Annotated in this window: 23 protein-coding genes; 13 read left to right on the top strand and 10 right to left on the bottom strand. The window is 62.1% G+C overall.

The features are described from left to right. The first annotated feature begins 104 nt into the window (after positions 1 to 104). Positions 105 to 1,175 (top strand): LacI family DNA-binding transcriptional regulator, encoded by a 1,071-nt coding sequence (locus tag R4P70_RS05710; protein WP_020970637.1) that lies wholly within the window; start codon positions 105 to 107, stop codon positions 1,173 to 1,175. Between the two features lie 4 nt (positions 1,176 to 1,179). Here the strand turns inward: R4P70_RS05710 and R4P70_RS05705 are convergent, their stop codons facing one another. The 3 genes from R4P70_RS05705 to R4P70_RS05695 are packed head-to-tail and all read right to left on the bottom strand — an operon-like array spanning position 1,180 to position 3,190. After that, on the bottom strand, positions 1,180 to 1,731 hold the full coding sequence (locus tag R4P70_RS05705; RefSeq protein WP_020970638.1) for an SRPBCC family protein: 552 nt from the start codon (positions 1,729 to 1,731) through the stop codon (positions 1,180 to 1,182). Positions 1,732 to 1,781: 50 nt separating this feature from the next. Then, on the bottom strand, positions 1,782 to 2,429 hold the full coding sequence (locus R4P70_RS05700) for an alpha/beta fold hydrolase (RefSeq protein ID WP_283384042.1): 648 nt from the start codon (positions 2,427 to 2,429) through the stop codon (positions 1,782 to 1,784). After that, positions 2,426 to 3,190 (bottom strand): MBL fold metallo-hydrolase, encoded by a 765-nt coding sequence (locus R4P70_RS05695; RefSeq protein ID WP_069145665.1) that lies wholly within the window; start codon positions 3,188 to 3,190, stop codon positions 2,426 to 2,428. The genes R4P70_RS05700 and R4P70_RS05695 overlap by 4 nt, the downstream gene beginning before the upstream one ends. A gap of 19 nt (positions 3,191 to 3,209) precedes the next feature. Here R4P70_RS05695 and R4P70_RS05690 point away from each other — a divergent pair, with 19 nt between their 5' ends. After that, positions 3,210 to 4,334: an alpha/beta hydrolase gene (locus tag R4P70_RS05690; RefSeq protein WP_317830520.1), complete on the top strand. Its 1,125-nt coding sequence runs from the start codon at positions 3,210 to 3,212 to the stop codon at positions 4,332 to 4,334. Here R4P70_RS05690 and R4P70_RS05685 read toward each other — a convergent pair. Further along, positions 4,270 to 4,860: a TetR/AcrR family transcriptional regulator gene (locus R4P70_RS05685; protein ID WP_019745124.1), complete on the bottom strand. Its 591-nt coding sequence runs from the start codon at positions 4,858 to 4,860 to the stop codon at positions 4,270 to 4,272. The two genes, R4P70_RS05690 and R4P70_RS05685, sit on opposite strands and share 65 nt — an antisense overlap. Positions 4,861 to 4,990: 130 nt before the next feature. On the opposite strand from R4P70_RS05685, the gene R4P70_RS05680 reads away from it, so the two are divergent. The 6 genes from R4P70_RS05680 (at position 4,991) to R4P70_RS05655 (ending at position 9,643) form a co-directional block, all read left to right on the top strand. Beyond that, positions 4,991 to 5,986, top strand: a complete 996-nt coding sequence (locus R4P70_RS05680; RefSeq protein ID WP_019745125.1) for a patatin-like phospholipase family protein — start codon at positions 4,991 to 4,993, stop codon at positions 5,984 to 5,986. Between the two features lie 13 nt (positions 5,987 to 5,999). Next, on the top strand, positions 6,000 to 7,541 hold the full coding sequence (locus R4P70_RS05675) for an NAD(P)/FAD-dependent oxidoreductase (RefSeq protein ID WP_317830519.1): 1,542 nt from the start codon (positions 6,000 to 6,002) through the stop codon (positions 7,539 to 7,541). Then, on the top strand, positions 7,538 to 8,416 hold the full coding sequence (locus R4P70_RS05670) for an SDR family oxidoreductase (RefSeq protein ID WP_317830518.1): 879 nt from the start codon (positions 7,538 to 7,540) through the stop codon (positions 8,414 to 8,416). The genes R4P70_RS05675 and R4P70_RS05670 overlap by 4 nt, the downstream gene beginning before the upstream one ends. 19 nt (positions 8,417 to 8,435) lie before the next feature. Beyond that, the gene (locus R4P70_RS05665) at positions 8,436 to 8,954 is read left to right on the top strand and encodes an N-acetyltransferase (RefSeq protein WP_317830517.1); all 519 of its coding nucleotides are present in this window, start codon (positions 8,436 to 8,438) and stop codon (positions 8,952 to 8,954) included. Positions 8,955 to 9,044: 90 nt separating this feature from the next. Beyond that, complete coding sequence (locus R4P70_RS05660; RefSeq protein ID WP_020970646.1) at positions 9,045 to 9,455, top strand: hypothetical protein; 411 nt, start codon at positions 9,045 to 9,047, stop codon at positions 9,453 to 9,455. Beyond that, positions 9,455 to 9,643, top strand: a complete 189-nt coding sequence (locus tag R4P70_RS05655) for a helix-turn-helix transcriptional regulator (RefSeq protein WP_019745129.1) — start codon at positions 9,455 to 9,457, stop codon at positions 9,641 to 9,643. The genes R4P70_RS05660 and R4P70_RS05655 overlap by 1 nt, the downstream gene beginning before the upstream one ends. 23 nt (positions 9,644 to 9,666) lie before the next feature. Here the strand turns inward: R4P70_RS05655 and R4P70_RS05650 are convergent, their stop codons facing one another. The 5 genes from R4P70_RS05650 to R4P70_RS05630 all read right to left on the bottom strand — a co-directional run bounded on the left by R4P70_RS05650 (position 9,667) and on the right by R4P70_RS05630 (position 13,912). After that, complete coding sequence (locus R4P70_RS05650) at positions 9,667 to 9,894, bottom strand: hypothetical protein (protein ID WP_021345436.1); 228 nt, start codon at positions 9,892 to 9,894, stop codon at positions 9,667 to 9,669. A gap of 81 nt (positions 9,895 to 9,975) precedes the next feature. After that, positions 9,976 to 10,803 carry an ABC transporter ATP-binding protein gene (locus R4P70_RS05645; RefSeq protein WP_153211672.1) on the bottom strand — a complete coding sequence of 276 codons (828 nt, stop codon included), beginning with the start codon at positions 10,801 to 10,803 and terminating at the stop codon, positions 9,976 to 9,978. Further along, positions 10,787 to 11,902, bottom strand: a complete 1,116-nt coding sequence (locus tag R4P70_RS05640; RefSeq protein ID WP_317830516.1) for an aliphatic sulfonate ABC transporter substrate-binding protein — start codon at positions 11,900 to 11,902, stop codon at positions 10,787 to 10,789. The genes R4P70_RS05645 and R4P70_RS05640 overlap by 17 nt, the downstream gene beginning before the upstream one ends. Continuing rightward, positions 11,899 to 12,756, bottom strand: a complete 858-nt coding sequence (locus R4P70_RS05635; protein WP_021332086.1) for an ABC transporter permease — start codon at positions 12,754 to 12,756, stop codon at positions 11,899 to 11,901. Before R4P70_RS05635 ends, R4P70_RS05640 begins: the two co-directional genes overlap by 4 nt. Before the next feature lie 244 nt (positions 12,757 to 13,000). Beyond that, positions 13,001 to 13,912: a class I SAM-dependent methyltransferase gene (locus tag R4P70_RS05630; RefSeq protein ID WP_317830515.1), complete on the bottom strand. Its 912-nt coding sequence runs from the start codon at positions 13,910 to 13,912 to the stop codon at positions 13,001 to 13,003. Between the two features lie 88 nt (positions 13,913 to 14,000). Between R4P70_RS05630 and R4P70_RS05625 the strand changes: the two genes are divergently transcribed. The 4 genes from R4P70_RS05625 (at position 14,001) to R4P70_RS05610 (ending at position 17,391) form a co-directional block, all read left to right on the top strand. Then, positions 14,001 to 14,846, top strand: a complete 846-nt coding sequence (locus tag R4P70_RS05625) for an LLM class F420-dependent oxidoreductase (protein ID WP_317830514.1) — start codon at positions 14,001 to 14,003, stop codon at positions 14,844 to 14,846. 105 nt (positions 14,847 to 14,951) lie between these two features. Further along, positions 14,952 to 15,524, top strand: coding sequence for a flavin reductase (locus R4P70_RS05620; RefSeq protein ID WP_019745136.1), 573 nt, complete (start codon positions 14,952 to 14,954; stop codon positions 15,522 to 15,524). Continuing rightward, the gene (locus R4P70_RS05615; RefSeq protein WP_042952832.1) at positions 15,517 to 16,143 is read left to right on the top strand and encodes a superoxide dismutase; all 627 of its coding nucleotides are present in this window, start codon (positions 15,517 to 15,519) and stop codon (positions 16,141 to 16,143) included. Before R4P70_RS05620 ends, R4P70_RS05615 begins: the two co-directional genes overlap by 8 nt. A 156-nt stretch (positions 16,144 to 16,299) precedes the next feature. Continuing rightward, on the top strand, positions 16,300 to 17,391 hold the full coding sequence (locus R4P70_RS05610) for an alpha/beta fold hydrolase (RefSeq protein ID WP_060938070.1): 1,092 nt from the start codon (positions 16,300 to 16,302) through the stop codon (positions 17,389 to 17,391). A 1-nt stretch (position 17,392) separates the two neighbouring features. Here the strand turns inward: R4P70_RS05610 and R4P70_RS05605 are convergent, their stop codons facing one another. Then, positions 17,393 to 18,658 carry a vWA domain-containing protein gene (locus tag R4P70_RS05605; RefSeq protein ID WP_317830513.1) on the bottom strand — a complete coding sequence of 422 codons (1,266 nt, stop codon included), beginning with the start codon at positions 18,656 to 18,658 and terminating at the stop codon, positions 17,393 to 17,395. A gap of 175 nt (positions 18,659 to 18,833) precedes the next feature. Between R4P70_RS05605 and R4P70_RS05600 the strand changes: the two genes are divergently transcribed. Next, on the top strand, positions 18,834 to 19,796 hold the full coding sequence (locus R4P70_RS05600; RefSeq protein WP_029256150.1) for a GGDEF domain-containing protein: 963 nt from the start codon (positions 18,834 to 18,836) through the stop codon (positions 19,794 to 19,796). Positions 19,797 to 19,813 lie beyond the last annotated feature (17 nt).

Genomic DNA, 19,813 nt, shown 5'->3' with positions numbered 1-19,813 from the left:
TGCATCGCCTAGAGTAGAGCCCGGTTGCACACCCGTCAATCCCCGAACAGCCAACCGACTCAGAACCAACTCAGAACCGACGCACACCAGGAGCCCCGACGCAGATGACGCCCGATCCGTCGAACCGCAGCAACGGCCGTCCGCCAACGCTGCGCGAAATCGCCGACCAGGCCGGGGTCCACATCTCGACGGCGTCGCGGGTCCTCCGTCAGCCCGAGCCCGCCGACGGTTGGTCCGACTCCGCACTCCGAGTTCGTCAGGTTGCCGAGGAACTCGGTTACCAACCGAACCTGTGGGCGGCCAGCCTGCGTACCCGCAAGACCACCACCATCGGCGTCGTGATGCCGAGGCTGACGGACGTCGTGGTGGCCACGATGTTCCAAGGCATCGAGGAAGCCGCCACCGCAGCCGGGTACTCCGTCCTGCTCTCCAGCCCACCCGACGATCTGGACGCACAGCGCAAAGCGGTCGAGTTCCTGGTCAGCCGACAGGTCGACGGTCTCATGCTGAGCAGCATCCACCTGCCGGGTACCGATTTCGTCGACTCGCTCCCCCTGCGCTCACTGCCGATCCTGCTGCTGAACCGGCACATCGACTCGGCGACGTCGTCTCCGAACCGAGGTCTTCCCTTTGTCAGCGGCGACGACCGACTCGGCGGCTACCTCGCGGGGAAGCATCTACTGGACTGCGGCTATCGCGATCTCGGAGTGATCGCGGGGCCGGATCACGCCAGCACGTCGCGGGAACGCGTCGCGGGTTTCCGCGATGCCCTGACCGAAGCCGGTCTGGAACTGCCGCCGAACCGAATAGTGGCGTCCGAGTTCGAAGTTCAAGGGGGTGTCGATGCGGCGGCCACATTGCTCGGTGGAGATTCACGCCCCGACGCCGTCTTCACGGTGAGCGACACCATCGCGATCGGCGTACTCGGTGTGGCCCGTGATCTCGGGTTGAGCATTCCCGACGATCTTGCGCTGGTCGGCTACAACGACATTCCGGTTGTCTCGCAACTCCCGGTGCCCCTGACAACGGTGAGGTCCCCCGCCCGAAAGATCGGCGCGACCGGGCTCGAGCACCTACTCGCACTGATCTCCGGCAAGAACGTCGAATCCGTGAAACTTCCCGTCGAACTGATCGTGCGAGCCTCCACCAGAAAGCCTGCCAGTCGCAAACTCTGAGCAGCTACCAAACCTGAGATTCGTCGATGCCCAACTGTCGCGCGTAACCGGAGTTGAGTGCGTCCCAACCGTACTCGCGCGCCCGTTCGCCCACGATCGGTCCGAAGGGCTCGCCTGCCAGAAGGGCATCGAGTACGTCGAAGCACAAATGCCATCCGGCAGCGAGTGCCGACGCCATCCCCTCGGCGCGCGACCTCTGCGTAAGTACGACGCGGGTGCCGCCCTCGACCGAGGTCAGGTCCCACACCAATTCGTCCGGGCCCCACTCGTGTTCGAGCCGCCGAGTGGTCTCCACAACGTGAACGGTGACCGGCAGCGACATTTCGGGGGCTCCGTCCTCGGTGAGCATGGTGATCACGGCGTCACCGGTACGGCTCAGATTCCGATCGGCGGTGTACGGCGTCCATTGCGCCAACATCTCCGGGTCGGTGATCGCCTCCCACACCTTCTCGACGGGATACGGCAGCACCCGAGGGAAGCTGACGACTGTGTCGTCCCCGTCGACGCTCACCGTGACGTCGGACAGGGCACTGGGCTGATACGGCTGGGCACTCATGATTCGATCTCACCAGGAACCACCGACACGGGCAACTGCCCGCTCGGCGTTCAGAACACGAACAAAGCCGATGCGGCCGCGACTGTCGCCTCCACCACCGGAAACTTCACCACGGACAAGTCGTGTCGCGCTCCTTCGAACTCCACCAGACGTGTCGCGGCGGGAACCAGGTCGAGTGCTGCCTGTATCTCCTCCGTCGTCGCGAACTCGTCCTTCGATCCGTGGACGACAACGGCGGGTGTGTTCAGGTCGGGCAGGTGTTCGGTTCTGAGCTTCTCGGGCTTCTTCGGTGGATGCAGTGGATAGGACAGCAGGACCAGGCCGTCGACAAGTCCCGGGTTCTCCGCTGCCAGCATCGACGCCTGCCGACCGCCGTACGAATGTCCGCCGAGCAGAACGGGTCCGGGCACCGAGTAGTCCGAGCGAACAGCGGCAATCACCTCGGCAATGCCCGCACGATCCTCCGCAGCACGCGACGGATGCGGCGGCCCCGAAGCTCGACGCACCCGAAACGCGAGATCGAAGCGCAGAACTTGCACTCCTGCTGCAGCAAAGCCGTCGGCGACAGCACGCAACAGCACAGTGTCGCAATTACTTCCGGCGCCGTGGGTCAATGCCAGGGTTGCGACGGGCACTGACTCGGGGCGGTGCAGGAAACCGTGCACCGCGCCTTCGTCGACCGTTTCGACAGTACTCATGGACGCATCCTTGTCCGGCCCGCTCGGGCCTGTTCGACTGCGGCAGCCAAGCTGCCTTCGTAGACCGGCCCGTGTCCGGGAAACAGCGCGCCGGCGGGCGCAGCGGCAATATTGTCCAACGCCTGGTCCGTCGCTCCACGGTCATGGTTGAAGGGGCACACCAGAAATTGTGGTCCGGCGACGCTCGACGTCGCATGTCCGGTCACCAGAGCGTCACCCGACGCGATGACTCCTGCCTCGGGGACAAGGTAAGCGCTGTGGCCGTCGGTATGCCCGTGGGTAGGAATCGGCACGATCCGACCGGGAACGTCCAGCGCACCACCTGACGCAAAGGCCTGTGCTCGAGGCAGTTCCGCGCCTTTCAACGCGCCCGCTCCGATCACGTCACGTAGCCACTTCGGAGCGCCTCGCCGCCACAACAGCAACGGAACTTTGGCCGGCGACAACTGCTGCAGGTACTCCCGCTTCGCGTGGGGCACTTCCAACGGATCCATCAGGACCGGAACCTCGAGCCGAGTCACGATGTCCGCGATTCCACCGATGTGGTCGACATGCGCGTGAGTGACGAGGATTGCCCGAACATCCCCGAGCTGGTGACCGATCTGCTCGATCGAGCGTTCGACGTCGGCGCCGTTAGCCGGGTATCCGCCGTCGATCAACGTCAGATCGGCCCCCTCTTCGACCAGGACCCAATTGGCGTGACCGCACCGAACCAGATGTGTGTTCTCGATCTGCGTGATCGACAGTGCCGCAGTAGTCATGCTTGGTAGTCTGCGCCACGTGTCGGAATCCGTGAAGCAGGCCAGCAGCCGCAGCATTCGAGATCGCGCCGAAGCGTCCTTGGTAGCAGCCGCATTCGCGCTGCCCAGCGCGGTGAAACGTCGAATCACCGGGCCACCCGTCGTCATCGAGGGCAACACGCTCGACGCCGACGCACACCTGCTGCTCACGCTCGCGAAGACGCGGCCACTCCCCTCACATTCCACCGATCCCCAGTCACTCGCCGCTGCTCGCGCCAATCTCACCCGAACCGCGATCATGATGGGCGGCAGACCCGCGCAGGTCCGCACCGAAGAGATCTCCGTTTCGGGTGCCGACGGCCCGCTCCGCGCCCGGCTCTACGTTCCGACTGCCGACACCGGCGCTCTGCTCGTCTACTTCCACGGCGGCGGCTGGGTACAGGGCGGCATCGAATCCCACGACGCTCCGTGTCGCCTGTTGGCCGAGACCTCCGGCGCACGGGTCATCTCGGTCGACTACCGGCTTTCACCCGAATTCGCTTTCCCCACACCGGTAGACGACGCCTATGCCGCGTACCAGGATATCGTCGACCACGCCGAAGAGTTCGGGGCAGACCCGACACGCATCGCTGTCGGTGGAGACAGTGCGGGCGGGCACCTGTCCGCGACGGTGGCGTTGCGTGCCCGCGACGACGGCAAGACCCCACCGGCAGCACAGCTGTTGATCTACCCCGCTACCGACTTTCACGAGAAGGCTCCCTCGAGAACGACGTTCGGTGAAGGCTTCTTCCTGACCGAGGCCAATATGAACTTCTACGAGTCCAGCTTCCTCGGCAAGGATGCCGATCGACTCGACCCGTTGGTATCGCCGCTACGCGCCCCAGACGTGGCCGGACTGCCACCAGCCATCGTGATCACGGCGGGATTCGATCCACTCCGAGACGAAGGCGAAGCGTACGCAGCACGATTGCGAGACAACGGTGTTCACGTCACGGATCGACGCTATCCCGGCTTCATCCACGGCTTCGTCAACGTTCTGGGGCCCAGTGCCGGATCCCGTGCAGCGGTCGCCGAGATCGGCGGCATGCTCCGCGCACTCCTCAGCCGCCCGACAGAATCTCCCGCACCGTATCCACCAGCGGATCGACGGGAAGCTCTGGGCTGATTGCGCGCTGTAGCCCCAAACCGATTCCGACGCTGAGCATTCGCAGCGCGGCTGCGTCCGGATCCAGCGTCGGCGTCACCCCGTTGGATTCCGTGAGGTGTTGGACCAATCCGGCGATCAGTCCCCGCACCTGGTCTGCACCCGCCGCGATCTTCTCCCGAATGTCCTCGCTGTGCCGCGATCTCACCGAGAACTCGACCTCGAGCAGCGTCCACCTCTGGTCCCCGATTGTTCGCTCGGCCCACCGCGCGAATTCAGCCACCGCATCGTCGAGGGTCGATTTCGCCCCGAGTTGCGCAGTGATCTCACCGACCTTGGTCAGCCTGATCCGGCCGAGAACTTCGGCACACAATTCATCCTTGTTCTTGAAATTCGAGTACACCGCCCCCTTGGAGTACCCGGCGTCCTCGGCGATCTGATCGAGAGAGGCCGCGGCGTATCCGCGATCGAGAAAGTGCTCGACGGCCGTCGCCAACAGGGTCTCGCGGGTCAACGCCTGCGCTTCCTGCCTGGTCAATCGCGCCATCGGAACCTCCCAGTGGTCCTCGGTATCGAGATTCCTACGGTAGCCGAATACCGCGAACGGTCGTCGAGTGGAGTACTGAAACCAATTTTTGGGGTACCGACGTTATTCGGATACTGATAGTCTCCGAAACATGACTTCAGATGTGACCGGTACCACCGTGCGCCAAAACAGCGCACCGAGACGCGGCTTGGCCATCGGCTGCGGCGGCACTCTCGGTTTTGCCTGGACTGTTGCCGCGCTCGCCTCGGTCCGGGATGCGCTCGACTGGGATCCACGGGAAGCCACAGCCATCATCGGGACATCCGCCGGCGCCGAGTTCGTGACGATGCTCGGCAGCGGAGTCGGTGTCGACGAGTTGGTTGCCATGCAACTCGGCAACGCGGCCGCACGCCCCGAGCTCCTCACCCACATCGCGTCGGCGCCCGGAAAGCTCCCGCCACTTCCGAGACTGGGCGTCGGCAATCCACGACTCCTCACGCGTCGAGACCTTCCGGTTCTGAGCCGGATGAGCGGCATCGCACCGGTTGGTGGCGGCGACCCGTCCTGGCTCACTACGCTCGCCGAATCACTTGCTCCGGGCGATTCGTGGCTCCCACATCCGAACGCGTACATGGTATCCATGGACTACAGAACGGGGCGACGGGTCGCATTCGGGGCACAGGGGGCTCCGAAAGTGACCGTCGGTGAAGCACTCCGAGCGTCATGGGCGATTCCCGGCTGGTTTCCACCCGTCACGATCGACGGCGTCAGGTACATCGACGGCGGCGCCGCATCCACGGCTTCGGTAGATCTTCTGCTCCCCCTCCAACTGGACGAGCTGGTTGTACTGGCGCCCATGGCTTCTCGAACCCTGAGGCCGGCGCGCGGAGCCGCCCGTATCGAACGCGGTGCACTGCGCAATGCCATGTCCAAGGGGCTCGATCAGGAGATCGAACTGGTCCGCTCCGCGGGTACCAGAGTCATACGAATCGATGCCACCGACGACGACCTTGCCGTGATGGGCGCCAACTTCATGGACGGCCGCCGACGGCTCGCCACCTTCGAATCATCGCTGCGTACAACACGTGCGAGCGTCAAGCGCGAACTCGATGTGCACCCGTTCCAGCCCACTCGTTCCCACCAGTGAAAGCGCAGACTCAGTGAACAACGAATCTGACCACTTCGAGGTCGTGATCATCGGCGGTGGAATTTCCGGAATCGGCGCGGCTATCCATCTGCAGCGTCTCGGAATCGACAACTTCGTGCTACTCGAGAAGGCCGACTCCCTCGGTGGAACCTGGCGCGCCAACAAATATCCCGGGTGCGCCTGCGACGTTCCATCCGGTCTGTACTCGTACTCCTTTGCCGCCAATCCGGATTGGACGCGCTTGTTCGCGGAGCAACCGGAGATCCGCGAATACATCGAGAACACGGCTGGCACGCACGGAGTCGACAAACACGTTCGCTTCGGGGTCGAAATGCTCTCCGCGCGATGGGATGCGTCGCAATCACTCTGGAAGATAACAACTTCCAGCGGCGAACTGACTGCTCGCTTCGTGATAGCCGCTGCCGGCCCGTGGAACGAACCCCTGACACCGGCGATACCCGGACTGGAAGCGTTCGAGGGAGAGGTGTTTCATTCCTCGCAGTGGAATCACGACTACGACCTGACCGGAAAACGCGTCGCCGTCGTAGGAACCGGAGCCTCAGCAGTGCAGTTCGTTCCGCGCATCGTCTCCCAGGTCTCCGCCCTTCACCTCTACCAGCGAACCGCTCAATGGGTTCTCCCCAAACCCGATCACTACGTACCGCGGATCGAAAGGTCCGTCATGCGATTCGTGCCGGGAGCACAGAAAGCCTTGCGCAGCATCGAATACGGAATCATGGAAGCGCTCGGATTGGGATTCCGCAATCCGTGGATCCTGCGAATCGTGCAGAAACTCGGGTCAGCCCAATTGCGCCTGCAGGTACGCGATCCGAAGCTGCGCAAGGCATTGACTCCCGACTACACCCTCGGTTGCAAGCGACTGCTCATGTCGAACTCGTACTATCCGGCCCTCGGCAAACCCAACGTCAGCGTCCACGCCAACGCCGTCGAGCAGATCCGCGGTAACACCGTGATCGGCGCCGACGGAGTGGAGGCGGAGGTGGACGCCATCATCTTCGGAACGGGCTTCCACATCCTCGACATGCCCATCGCATCCAAGGTATTCGACGGAGAAGGTCGATCACTCGACGATCATTGGCAGGGAAGCCCGCAGGCGTACTTCGGTTCCGCCGTCAGTGGATTCCCCAACGCGTTCATCCTGCTGGGCCCGAGCCTCGGCACCGGGCACACATCGGCGTTCATGATCTTGGAAGCCCAACTGAACTATGTGGCGCAGGCAATCGGCCACGCCCGTCGTCACGGCTGGCAGACCATCGACGTGCGAGAGGAAGTTCAGGCAGCCTTCAACTCTCAGGTTCAGGAGGCATTGGGGACCACGGTCTACAACGCCGGTGGTTGCGAAAGCTATTTCTTCGACGTCAACGGCCGCAACAGTTTCAACTGGCCGTGGTCGTCCGGCGCCATGCGTCGACGGCTACGGGACTTCGATCCGTATGCCTACAACCACACGTCGAACCCTGAGTCAGACAACACGCCCCCTGAACCCACGCCATCCGAGCCCACCGCCAGTCCGGAACCGGAGTACACCGCATGAGCCTCTTCGGCACCACCTACCCGCCGATCGATCTCGACGGAGCGGTCGTCGTCATCTCGGGCGGTGGCCGCGGAATCGGAAGGGCGACAGCCAAGTTGTTCGCTGCTCGCGGTGCACTCGTATGCGTCGGCGATCTCGACGAGGAGACGGCCGTCGACACAGCGGAGTCCATCGGCCCACGTGCCCGCGGTTACCTGCTGGACGTCACCTCACGCGATTCCTGGGATGTGTTCGTCTCCAAGGTGATCGGCGAATTCGGCCACATCGACATTCTCGTCAACAACGCGGGAGTGATGCCGCTCGGCAGCTTCCTCGACGAGTCCGACGCCACCAGTCGAGTCACCCTCGACGTCAACGTCTGGGGGCCTATTCACGGGATGCGCGCCGTGTTGCCCGGCATGGTGGATCGACGAAGCGGGCACGTCGTCAACATCGCATCGATGGCAGGCAAACTTCCGGTACCCGGGATGGCCGTGTACAACGCCAGCAAGTTCGGCGCAGTGGGTCTTTCGGCTTCTGCCCGTGTCGAATTCGCAGATTCCGGGGTCAGCGTCAGCGCGATCCTGCCCAGCGCGGTGCGAACCGGCCTCTCGTCAGGCGTGCCACTCGGAAAGGGAATGCCGACGGTTGAGCCCGAGGTAGTGGCCAAGGCCGTCGTCGACACGGTCGCGCATCGGCGAGCCGAAACTGCAGTTCCCCGTTACCTTGCGGGCTGGGATCTCGTCGACGCACTGGTCCCCGAATGGATCATCAACATCGGCCGCCGGGTGATCGACGATCGCCGCGCACTGACATCGGTAGATCCGAACGGGCGTGCGGACTACGAAAAGCGAGTGGCACGTCAGGCCGAAAACGGGGAGCACAATCCGAAGTGAACCGGGTAGTTTCGTGGCCATGTACATCCGCCGCGAAACTTCTTCCGACCGTGACGCCATCTATTCACTGCTCGGGGCGGCGTTTGCCGACCAGGCACCGCCCGGCGAGACTCCCTACGAGATCGAACTGACACGCCAACTCTTCGCCTCGGACGACTACTTACCGAAGTTGTCGCTGGTCGCCGTAGCCGGCGGTGAGATCGTCGGCTTCGTGATCGGGACACGCGGATGGGTAGGTCCCGTGGGGGCTGTTGGCCTCGGCCCGCTGGCTGTCACCCCGGGTAACCAGCGCAGCGGGGTTGGTTCGGCACTGATGCACGCGGTGGTCGGCGCGTGCGACGCCCTGGACGTGCCGCTGATCGCACTCTTGGGCAGCACCGAGTACTACCCGCGGTTCGGATTCGTCACCAGCACGGACGTCGGAGTGGAGTCTCCGGAAGCTGAGTGGGGCGCTCACTTTCAGATCAGAACGCTCACCACACATCGCGCTGATCAGACGGGGAAGTTTTCATACGCAGCGCCTTTCGGAATCGCGTGACCCGGAGCGCGATGTAAGAGTTCTTTGACATACGGCGTGCGTGAATCTACGCTCAACCCTGTCAAAGAACTCTTACATCCGGGAGGCTTCATGAGCACCACGGCACGGTGGAGCCTGGTTATCGGCATCGGCGTCGCAGTAACGCTGACCCTCGGCTTTTTCGCAGCACTGACCGCCGGCGACCAGAAGACGTTGACCTTCGTCGTCTTCGCAATCGTCATGGCGCCGGCTTGCATCGGATCGGTATGGGCCCTTTTCCCATCGGAAAAGAACAAGGCTCCCGCCTATCCCGAGGACACCGTCGAAACAGAATGGAGTCGCAAGGCCGGATTCGGCGCGTTCACAGACTTGATCACTGCCATGGGAATCGCGCTGATCGCGCACAATGTCTTCGGCGCTCCCGAACTGCCGCTCCTGATCTTCACTGCCCTCGGCCTGGTCGACTTCGGAATTCGGTACTGGGCGGTGTCGAGGGACCGCGCCCCCACGATCGAGATCTGATGCGCAACAACCTTCAAGAACTTCGTACGGCAGCCGGATTGTCACAGCAAGCGTGCGCCGACGCACTCGGAATCACGCGCCAAACCGTCATCTCGATCGAGAAGGGCCACTTCGACCCGCGTCTGTCGCTGGCGTTCCGAATCGCCGAGTACTTCGACAAACGCGTCGACGACGTCTTCTCCAGCTGACGCCGTCTCGGGCTGACAGAAGGTCAGTCGAACAGGGTAGGCGACCCGTTTTCGTCTTTCCCGTCGTCGACCGCCGTCGTCTTCTTGCCCGAGCCCTTGCGGACGACGGTCAACGTCGTCGTTCGACGCGACAACCTGTGCCCGTCACTGTGTTCGAGCAACGCCATGCCCTGGCGAACTTCGACTACCGTCCACGGACCCGCATGGCCGGCTGCCTGCACGAGGTCACCGGACTCCACCTCAGTTGCCATGACCACTCCTTGTTCGTCGTGTCCTGCACGTTCTCCTTCCTATTATCGACTCGGCCACCTGGTAGTCGACGCGCAGGGTACCTACGCTGCAGCAGCAACCTTGACCGCATGGCCGACTTCGGCTCGGAATGCCGCGTATTCGGGTGAGCCTCGGAGATCGTCGGGATCGACGCCGGTTCGTGGCAGATCGATTTTCAGGTCCAGCGCGACCTTGCCGGGCCGGCTTGTCAGAACTACGACGCGGGAGCCGAGAAAGGCCGCCTCGTCGGCACTGTGAGTGACGAAGACACTTGTTCGCCCCGATTCGGCACTGACACTGCGGAGGTCCTCCTGCAGACGCTCGCGAGTGAGGGCGTCCAATGCGGCAAAGGGCTCGTCCAGCAACAGCAACGACGTTTCGGCCGCCAAGGCCCGGGCAATTGCCACCCGCTGCTGCTGCCCGCCGGATATTTCCCAGATACGCCGGTCCGCTGTGCCGCCCAGACCGACGCGGTCGAGAAGCTCGTCGCGCCTTCGCCCGCGTTCGCTCTTCGTCACCCCGGCATATTTGAGTGCCAGATCGATGTTGCCGCCCACCGATTTCCACGGAAACAGTCGTGGTTGCTGAAACACCACGCCGGCACTCGCCCCGGGAATCGGGTCGGATCCTGATACCTGAACTGTTCCACTGGAAGGATTTTCGAAACCCGCAATCAGCCGCAGCAACGTGCTCTTGCCGCAACCCGACGCTCCGACGAGGACCAGAAACTCACCAGGGGCGACGTCGATCGATACCGGCCCGAGTGCCGTGACGGACTCTCGACCGTGGCCGTACTTGTGCGAGACGGTGTCGATTCGGATCGCGCCCGGGCGGTCGGCAGCGAATCCTCCCGCGGCCTGCTGTGCGGTCTCGCTACTGGTCAAGGACATCGGGAAGCCCCTTCACATAGAGAGCATTCTGAAAGACCGCCAGATCAGGCACACTGTCGATCTGCTTCTGCTCGGCCAGGAATTGCGCTGCACTCTGCAGGTTCACTGCCAGATTCCCGGGAGCGCCTTCGGTGCCCAGCCATTCCGGCGAGGAGATCTGCTCGAGAGTGAGGAACACTCCCTGCTTCAGCTGTGCTGCCGCGCCTTCCTTCGAGGCGCCCAATTGCGCGGCAACAGCTTCCGCTGCCGCGTCGGGGTCTGTGGCGATCGTCGTGAGCGCGCGGGCCTGAACCTTTCGCCAGGTGTCGACGATCTCGGGGTGGTCCTTGGCAAACGCGGTCGACACCACACCAAGATCGAGTGTCGGCTTTCCAGCCGTCGCGAGCTCGCGGCTGGCGATCAACTGTGTTCCGTCCTTACGGAGTTCGTCGAGCGTGGGCAACCAGGTGTAGACGGCATCGATGTCACCTCGCTGCCAGGCAGCGAGGGATGCTTGCGGCTGGAGATCCACCAACTGGACGTCGTCGGCACTGAGTCCGGCCTGGTTCAGTGCTGCCAGCAGACTGTAGTGCGCGGTCGAGGCGAATGCCGTGGCCACTTTCTTGCCACGCAGATCTGCGACGGTCTTGATTCCGGTTGCGTTGCGCGCCACCAAGGCTTCGTTGTCGCCGGCCACGTCGAGAACAAACGCGACCTGGTACGGAATGTTCAGCGGTGCCGAGAGGCCACGAGCAACCGGACTCGAACCGATTGCGCCGAAATCGATTTCACCGGCGATGAAGGCGGTGTTGATGTCGGCTCCCGAATCGAACTTCGTCCACTTCACGTTGTACTCGGGCAGTGCGTCTTCGAGCCAGCGATTGTTCTTGACTATCAAGTCGCCGCTCGGGAACGACTGGTAAGCGATACGGATCGTTTCCTTGGACGAATCCTGGCCCGAATGATCCACCGAGCACGCACCGAGAACAAGGGCAAGAACGCCGATCATCACCGTGAACGCCGTCCGGGAAGCCCTTCCCTCGTTGCGGTTCGGATTGCTGTTGCGCTTCAGATTGCCGCTGGGCTCGGAAATGCTGCCATATATCTCATTGTCGGTCATACTTTTCCCCTCCAGGGAACGGCGCGGCGCTCAGCAGCCCGCAACAGTCCGTCGATGATCAAACCGGAGAATCCGATGGCGAAGATCCCCACCAGCACTACCGGAGTGTTGTTGTAATTGCTTGCATCCTTGACCATTCCGCCGATTCCGGGGATGCCGTTGAACAATTCGGCCGCGACAACTGACGAGTACGCCATACCCACCGACAAGCGAATGCCCGTGAAAGTTTCAGGCAGCGCCGACGGGACAACCACGTCTCGGATCACTTGTGCCCGTGAGGCTCCCAGCGCCCTGGCAGCTTCGACCAGCCCGACGGGTGCCGCGACAACAGCAGCTGTGGTGGCCACTGCTGCCGGCGGGAGGGCAGCCAGCGCCAGAAGCGTGATCTTCGGCGCCTCGTCGATTCCCAGCCAGATCACCAGCAGGAAGAAGTACGCCAAGGGCGGCAGTGCCCGCAGGAAGGTCAACCACGGTTCGAGCAGGCTCCGCAGCCATGTCACCGATCCCATTGCCAAACCTAGGATCACGCCCAATCCGACGCCGATGATCACACCGACCAGCACCCGTCGCAGCGTCATGTAGAGGTGCTCCCAGAGCAAATACCCCTGGTAGCCACGCACTCCGTCGTGCGTGGTCATCGTGTTGACGAAGGCATGCCAGACCGTGCTCGGAAAGGGCACGAAGGTCTCACTCCAGGTGCCGCTCGCCGCGGCGACCTGCCACAAGGCCAAGAATGCGATCACTGAGAGCACCGGCAGTCCGACAGTGGTCACACTCGAAGTCCACGGCCGACGCGGTTCACGATTCGGTTCCGCGACTGGTGTTGGTTCTATTGCTTCGACAGGAGTCGACATCGCTGTTCTTCCTCGACGTACGGAAAATTCCGGCACACATGCAGCAACGAGCGCACATGCAGGGGCGAAGGCGCACAGAGCGGCGCCGTTCTCACTCAGGAGAGTCGGAAGGAATCAACAGCAACAGCAGTTGGCACCAAGACGGCACAGGTCGACGGCGATGCGTCGTGTCAGTGGCGTCGTGGGCATGGGGGTAATTACTACCTGTGTCTGCAATTACCCGCAAATGCGGGGGAAATAGGCGTCAGTCGGCCAAGCGAACAGACAGCGAATACATCAGCGGTATCTCTGGTCGTCCGGCCGGGACTCCCCAACGCTTGCCGCCGAGTTCTGCCATCTCCTCGAATCCTTGCCAACCGTTGGCGTACGGGTACTCGTCGAAGGACTCGAGCGTCAATCCGGCACGCCGCAGGGCGCCGAGCACCTCGGCGATGGACCAGTTGAATTCACATGAAGGGAAGGGATTTTCGAAGTTCTCGACTCCGTCTCCCTGAGCGCCCGGCAAGACGAGATCGGCTGAATCTGCCACGTAGTCGCCGACGCCACCGGGTTCGGTCACGGGAGTCCCGCCTCCGTACGGGTATGTCAGCGACCACTTCTCGTCGAAACACATGGCAAACGGATGAAACTCCACCAGAACGAATCGACCGTTCGGCGCCAGAACACCGGCAATCCCCTCGGCCCACTCGTCGAGATCGGGTAACCAGATCACCGTTCCGTACGAAGAGAAGACTCGATCGAACTTCCTCCCGGCAGCGCCGGCATCTCGGAGCCACGCAGATACATCCGCTCGCTCGAAATCGGCGGCAATGCCGGATTCCGCAGACAATGTTCGCGCGAAGTCGATCGCAGAATCCGAGATGTCGACGCCGGTCACCGCGGCACCGAGAGCAGCCAAACTCAACGAATCCTGACCGGAATTGCACTGCAGATGAAGAATCGAGGAGCCGTCGATCTCGCCGAGCAGCGCCACTTCTTCCGGAAACAAGGTCGACCCGCCGTTGCGAAAGAACTGTGCCTGGTCACCATTGTGACTGTTGTGAGCGACGGTCGCCGCATTCCACGACAACCGATTCATCTCCACTGCGTCCATCTCTACTGCATCCACCTCTCGGCCCACAACAACTCCGCCCGAGTTCACCACGCCCCCGGTCACGTCGGCAATCGATCTACTGGGCTGGAAACCTATCCGAACGAAGATGCAACAGGTTACAGTTTTTCGACGGACCATCGAAGGAGAACCAGTGCGCTACGGACTCAGCCTGTTCACCAGTGATCGCGGCATCTGCCCTGCCGATGCAGCAAAGGCTGCGGAGGCGAATGGATTCGACGCCTTCTACGTTCCGGAGCACACTCACATCCCCGTATCGAGGGATTCCGATCACCCCGGAACCCAGTCGGCAGAATTGCCCGACGACCGTTACATGCGCACACTCGACCCCTGGGTTGCCCTCGGCACCGCCGCGTCGGTCACGAGCACCATCCGATTGGGCACCTCGGTGGCCCTCCCCCTCGAACACGATCCGATCACTCTCGCGAAAACCATCGCATCGCTGGACCATCTTTCCGACGGACGCGTGGTTTTCGGCGTCGGATTCGGCTGGAATGCAGAGGAACTCGCCGACCACGGCGTACCGCCCAACAAACGCCGGACCGCACTCCGGGAGTATCTCGAAGCCATGGGTGAACTGTGGTCGAAGGAAGAAGCTTCGTACGACGGCCAATTCGTGAAGTACGGGCCTAGTTGGGCCTGGCCCAAGCCCGTTCAGAAGCCCCGTCCTCCCATCTTGTTGGGCGGCGGCGGCAACGAGAAGACTTTCAAGTGGATCGCAAAGTCTGCCGACGGGTGGATCACCACACCGATCGAGCAGGAGATCGACGGAAACGTGGAACTGCTCCGAAAGATCTGGGCCGAAGCAGGTAGAGTCGGCGAGCCTGAAATAACCGTCCTGGCAGGCAAACCCGATCCGGAGAAGCTCGCCCACTGGGCAGATATCGGCGTCACGGAGGCGATGTTCGGCACTCCGGACAAGAGCCCCGAAGAGGTGGTCGGATACATGGAACGTCTGGCAGCCAAGCTCGGACGGTGAGGTCCGCCACAGCACCTTGACCTCAACTGCACTCGAGGTTTTAACGTCGGTATTGCACAAGACAGTGCAACGACAGCAAAACCCGAGTCAGAAGAGGTGCTAAGTGTGACGACAAAACTGGTTGGCACCCAACCTGTTTCGGACGTCGCTGTTGATTCGGCGCCGTCCATCCGAAGCGCATTCGTTGAGGCATTCCGAAATCATCCCGCCGGCGTCTCGATCATCACCGCGACGGGCAATGACGGCCCGGCCGGCATCACGTCGTCTTCGGTGATCTCGATCAGCGCCGATCCGGCAGTTCTGGCGTTCTCACTGCAGTCGTTGCGTGGTTCTGCGAGCGTCATTGCTTCCGCAAGCAGTTTTGTTGTTCACCTGGCAAATTCGGCGAACGAGCGACTGGCGGCCACGTTCGCGACCCGCGGCGCTGTGCGCTTCGGAGACGACATGCGCTGGTCGTTTCTGTCGACGGGTGAACCATTCCTGCACGGCACGGGCCACGCCTTGCGGGCGGTTCCCTTGAATGCCACGACGTGTGGCTCCGCAGTGATTGTCACCGCGCGCGTCGTCGACGTCATCGATCCGCAGCACGTGTCAGCGCCGCTCGTCTATCACGATCGAACCTATCGAAATCTCTCGTCTCACAACATTTCCTCAAAGGAAGGCATGTCACATGACTGAATACGTTCTCCCCGAGCTGGACTACGACTACGCCGCGCTCGAACCGCACATCTCCGGCGAGATCATGGAACTGCACCACAGCAAGCACCACGCCACGTACGTGGCGGGCGCCAACAGCGCAATCGAGCAGTTGGCTGCTGCACGCGAAGACGGCACGATCACTGCGAAGGCGCCGCTGCTCAGTAAGAACCTCGCCTTCCACCTCGGCGGCCACACCAACCACTCGATCTTCTGGAAGAACCTCTCCCCCAACGGCGGTGAGCGACCAGAAGGCGAGTTGGCAGCCGCGATCGACGAGCACTTCGGTACCTTCGACGCATTCGTCAACCACTTCTCCGCTGTAGCAACGACTTTGCAGGGGTCCGGCTGGGCGGTACTGGCCTACGACACGGTCGGGCAGCGCCTGGTCATCGAGCAGCTCACCGACCAGCAGGGCAACATCAGCATCGGTATCGTTCCGCTGCTCATGCTCGACATGTGGGAGCACGCTTTCTACCTGCAGTACAAGAACGTCAAGGCCGACTATGTGAAGGCTTACTGGAACGTCATCAACTGGGAAGACGTTGCACAGCGATACGCGGCGGCCACAGCCTCGACCGGCTTGATCGTCCCCGCCTGATCACTGCCGCATCATCCCGATCACCCCAGCTCGGCACGGTGGCTCCGTTGCCGAGCTGGGTTTTTGCACCCCCGAGATCGATGTATGTGAAGGCAGGTAACATACACCGAGCGCGGCTGACTCGGCCGTCCGCCGATTCGACTCCGAGGGGAACCAGTGCTCGATATCAGTGGTTTGATCGCGACGTGGCGTCCGACGCTGGACACCGCAGCGCGCAATGCATGGGGACTCTCGTTCGGCGACGGTGTCGAGAAGGCCGAACGCACGCCGTCGGTACTGATCAGCGAAGGTCCACACCGCGATCTGTATCGCTTCGGCGCATTGTGGACGCCCAGAGGCAATCCGGTCCTCCTCGTACCTCCCCTCGCGGTTTCAGCCGACTGCTACGACCTTCGTGCAGGCCAGAGCCTCGCCGCACACCTACTGGATGGCGCAAACACGCCCTACCTCCTCGACTACGGGACCATGCGGTACTCCGACCGCGGTATGGGTTTCGAGGCCTGGGTCGACGACATCATCCCGGAAGCGATCCGAACGATCTCGGACCTACATGACGGCGCACCTGTTTCGCTGATCGGGTGGAGCCTCGGCGGGACCATGTCTCTGCTCACGGGCTCCGCTCACTCCGACCTTCCGATCGCATCGATCACGGCAATCGGCACGCCAATCGATTACACGAAGATTCCCGCTATCAGCCCGTTGAGGCTGATCGGCAAATACACGGGCGATACCCCGCTCACCTCCGCGACCAATCTGGTCGGCGGACTACCTGCTCCACTCGTTCAGGCGAGTTACAAGGTGACGGCGTTGCAGCGCGAAGTCCTCAAGCCATGGTTCATCGTCCGCAATCTTCACAACACCGAGACCCTGGCTCGTATGGAATCGATAGACAAGTTCATGGCAGCCATGCCTGGATACCCTGGCAAGGCATTTCAGCAGATCTGCGAACAACTCATGCTCGGCAACAATCTCTACAACGACGCTGTCACGCTTGCCGGGCGCGAGATCAAACTGTCAGCTCTGAGCGTTCCCGTTCTCGCGATCGGCGGCACCACCGACGTGATTGCACCCATCGCTTCGGTGGAAGCGATCACGTCGGTCCTCACCGGAGCGCCGTCGGTCCGGTTCGAGAAGGCGCCGGGAAGTCACCTCGGGCTCGTTGCCGGCCCCACCGCGAGAGACTCCACCTGGGCGCACATCGACGAATTCTTGAAAGAGAATGCACCGCAGTTGGTTTCGACCAGCTAAATCACGGCGTCGTGATGCCCGCGGCTACAGCTGCCTTGTGCCAATCCGGGAATTCACTCAGCAAACGGGTGTACAACTGGGCGTCGTCGACGGTGTCGATGTCGTCCAGCGCGAAGAATCCGGCATTGTCGACCACCCTGCCGTCGAGGTCGTCGAGCTTCTCCAGCACTCCGTAGTTGGCCTTGCCGATTCCGACGAACTGCCAAAAGGCCGGGAGCCCAGACGCTTCGCGCATCAATTTCGTGATTTCCTTGCGCTCGCTGAAGCCTCCGTCGGTGAAGAACAGGACGAGCGTCGGCGCCGAACCACGTGTCAGGCCGGAGAGAATCTCAGTCATGATCGGCACTTCACGATTTGCGGCGCCGATCTTGTCATAGTTGAATCCGCCGTGCGAGCCGCGCAAGTGCAGGTAGGTATCCGACCACTCTTCCGCGTCATGGACAGAGATCTCGGGAAGCTTGACGAAGCTGACTGCATACAAGTACGGCTCCAGCTTGCCGTCGTCATCGAGCTGGATCGCAACGGGAACCATGCGTTCGACAACACGATGCACCACTCTGGTGCGGTACTGCTTGGCCATACTTCCGGTTTTGTCGATCACCAGGACCACTCGCGCCCGAATTCCGTTGCCACCCTTGGTCAGCAGGACCTTGGCCACTTCGCGCTTTCGGAGGTCCAGCTTTTCCCGCTTCACCATCGAGAGTTTGGCTTCGTCGGGCACGGTCCGAATGCCATCTGCCGATTCAGCCGAGTCGGGTCGGCTCTGCGGTTCCTCGTCGACCGAGACTCCGAATGCAGTGACCAGATCTGCCAATCCGCTGTCCCAACCCGCCGAAACGTTCCGAACCTTCCAGTCCGTGCCGCGGCGATAGATCTCGACGAGGACCGCTGCCCTCTCACTCGTCAAACCCAAAGCCTGAGCCACGATAGCGGTGGAACCAGGCTGCTCCACCACGACACCAAGGCCCCCGACAGCAGAAAGGGTTCCGTTTGCCGCCGCATCAAGCGCCACGGCAACACTCAGCTGGTGGATGTCGGCGGGCAACCTCGCAATGTCGATTTCGATGACGCCGCCGGACTCCAAGCGCACCGCACCTTCGGGCGACACCGGCTGATTGAAGAAGACAAAATCTGCGTCGTTCCGCACCTTGTTCCGTTCGTCGAGCTGGAACACCATCAGGTCCACCGTGCCCGGGGCGCTACCGTTCACCGCCACCTTCAGCGAAGTTCCGTCAACGACTGTGTTCGCTCCACGCGCCAGCTCCATACCGGAAGATTAGCGGGCCACCAAAGAATCAACGGCCCCGCGGTCGAAAGAATCACAGCACACTTTCAGCAATCGCCAGGATTCTCGAGGCAGACTGTTCGTGGAAGATTTGTCGCACGCGGGACCAAGAGCCTGAACATCGACAGAATCTTAGGGTCGATCAGGAGGTCACCAAATGCCGCACGGCCAGGCGCGCACCATCCCGATGTTGCCACTCCTGCCACCACTGACGAATTTCGACGACGCCAGTCGCTCGATCGTGTCCTACCTCGACGAATATCTTCCGCTGGCACTGTGGTCGATCACGCGGTTCGACGGGTCGAATCAAATCTTTCTCACCGTCTCACCCAACCCACTTCACATCGAAGTCGGCGAGACCCGTACTTGGCAAAACACCATGTGCAGCGAGGTAGTCCTCGGAAATGCGCCGCCAGTCTCATCGAATCGCGCACTCGTACCTGCACTTTCCCGAGATGACAGGTGGGAAGGCATAGGCGCATACGTCAGCATCCCAATCCTTCACAACGACGGCAGTCTCTTCGGCACTCTGTGTGGCGCCGACCCGATTACGGGCGACTCCGTACTCGAGGACAACCTGGCCCTCCTCACTCTCCTGTGCCGACTCCTCGGAACGATTCTCGATGTCGACTATCAGCGCGCGCAGTCAGTGCGACTGGCCGAAACTGCGCAACTCGATGCCGAGACCGACCCGTTGACAGGTCTTCTCAATCGGCGCGGGTGGAACCGCATCCTCGAGGCCGAGCAAACCCGGTACCGCCAATTCGCCGATCCGGGATCTATCATCATCGTCGATCTGGACGGCATGAAGACCATCAACGACGAACTCGGTCACGCCGCGGGTGACGAATATGTTCAACGGGCCGGCAAGATCTTGGCAGCATGCGCGCACCCTGGTGCGGTGGTTTCACGGTTGGGCGGAGACGAGTTCGGAATCGCTCTGCCCGATACACAGCCGCGCGCCGTCGACTACCTGGTCGAGTGTTTGGAGAAGGCGTTCCGGAATGCCGACGTCCGTTGTTCGATCGGCCGAGCCGACTTTTCCATGTTCCAAAGCCTTTCCGAGACTTGGGATACGGCCGATGCCGAGATGTACCGCCACAAGCGCTCGAAGCACTGATTCGACTCCCCCACGGC

Origin of the sequence: Rhodococcus sp. IEGM 1241, assembly GCF_033142365.1 — a bacterium.
Classification (GTDB): Bacteria; Actinomycetota; Actinomycetes; order Mycobacteriales; family Mycobacteriaceae; genus Rhodococcus_F; species Rhodococcus_F erythropolis.
The sequence above is the reverse complement of the archived record's forward strand: the minus strand, read 5'-3'. Positions and strand labels throughout refer to the sequence as shown.